Annotated in this window: 1 protein-coding gene and 1 pseudogene; one reads left to right on the forward strand and one right to left on the reverse strand. The window is 44.1% G+C overall.

Features of this window, described 5'->3' with window-relative positions; genetic code table 11:
- Positions 1–22: 22 nt before the first annotated feature.
- Positions 23–289 (reverse strand): annotated as a pseudogene (locus NE536_RS22780) (peptidase S10); the annotation flags it as partial.
- Between the two features lie 235 nt (positions 290–524).
- Between NE536_RS22780 and NE536_RS22785 the strand changes: the two are divergent.
- Positions 525–1,076 carry a thioredoxin family protein gene (locus NE536_RS22785; RefSeq protein WP_220592193.1) on the forward strand — a complete coding sequence of 184 codons (552 nt, stop codon included), beginning with the start codon at positions 525–527 and terminating at the stop codon, positions 1,074–1,076.
- The last annotated feature ends 9 nt before the right edge of the window (positions 1,077–1,085 follow it).

Genomic DNA, 1,085 nt, shown 5'->3' on the forward strand with positions numbered 1-1,085 from the left:
ACAGCAAAGATCAACAGACCCTAATAGAGAAAATACTCGCCAGCGGTTCGTCTTTATCATCCTTTAAAATAGTCTCGCCACTTATCGCTTGATAACTGACTTTTTGCCCTTGAATCGTCATCTTATGCTCAGTTTTGACGACTTCAGGGGCAAGCTTGTCGGCTTTATCCTCGGCCTTTTTGGCGGGTTCGGCATAGCTCAGGCTCGAGCAGAATACGATCAACGGCAACAGTAATAATGACCAAAGCGGCCTAGCCGACGCGCGTCGACACGATAGTAAAGGTGTCATCTTATTTCCTTTTATTTTTGTTATAGCGGTAACTATCATCTTGCCCAGCTTACAAAGACTCAACAGCAGGCGCAAAACACAATTGCAACTGAATTCGTCAAAGGACTACTTAAATGAAATCCCATAAATTCACGCTGATTTAAGCCGTTAACCGCTAAGATAAGCACGAATCTAAGTCTGTATTCCTAAGCCTCTATGTTTAATAAAGGCACGCCATTCTCCAGCAGGAAATTTTATGAGCACTATTACTCTGATCAGTATTATCATTCTTTGCCTATTAATCGGCGCTATCTTGCTGCTGCTTTGGCAAAGACAAAAAGGAAAAACCATACCGCTGGCGGTGATATTTGTACTGGGATTTTTCGCCTTAGGACTCGGTGCGATTATTGGATTTGTGCATAAAGGCGAGGATTATCAAGCCTATCAAAAACTGCAATGGCACACCTTAGCACCCGAGCAAATTGCACCTCTGGTTGCCCAAGGCTATACAGTGTTTGTCGATATCACTTCAGATTGGTGCACCATCTGCCAAACCAATAAAGCCGAAGTCACCCACAGGGAACAAATTGTGAATGCCTTAATGGCAGACAACATTATCCTGATGCAAGGCAACTGGAGTGAGGCCAACAAAACGATTGAAAGCTATATGCGCCATGAAGGTGTACCAGGTACGCCCTATAATAAAATCTACGGTCCAAGCGCACCCAATGGCATTCTCTTGCCGTCAAAACTCAGTATGAGTGATGTACTGAATGGCCTTGCTGCCGCACAAACGAATCGCAGCTAACGGAAAATA

The sequence above is a fragment of the Shewanella septentrionalis genome (assembly GCF_025370265.1).
In the GTDB taxonomy this organism is placed as follows: Bacteria; Pseudomonadota; Gammaproteobacteria; order Enterobacterales; family Shewanellaceae; genus Shewanella; species Shewanella hafniensis.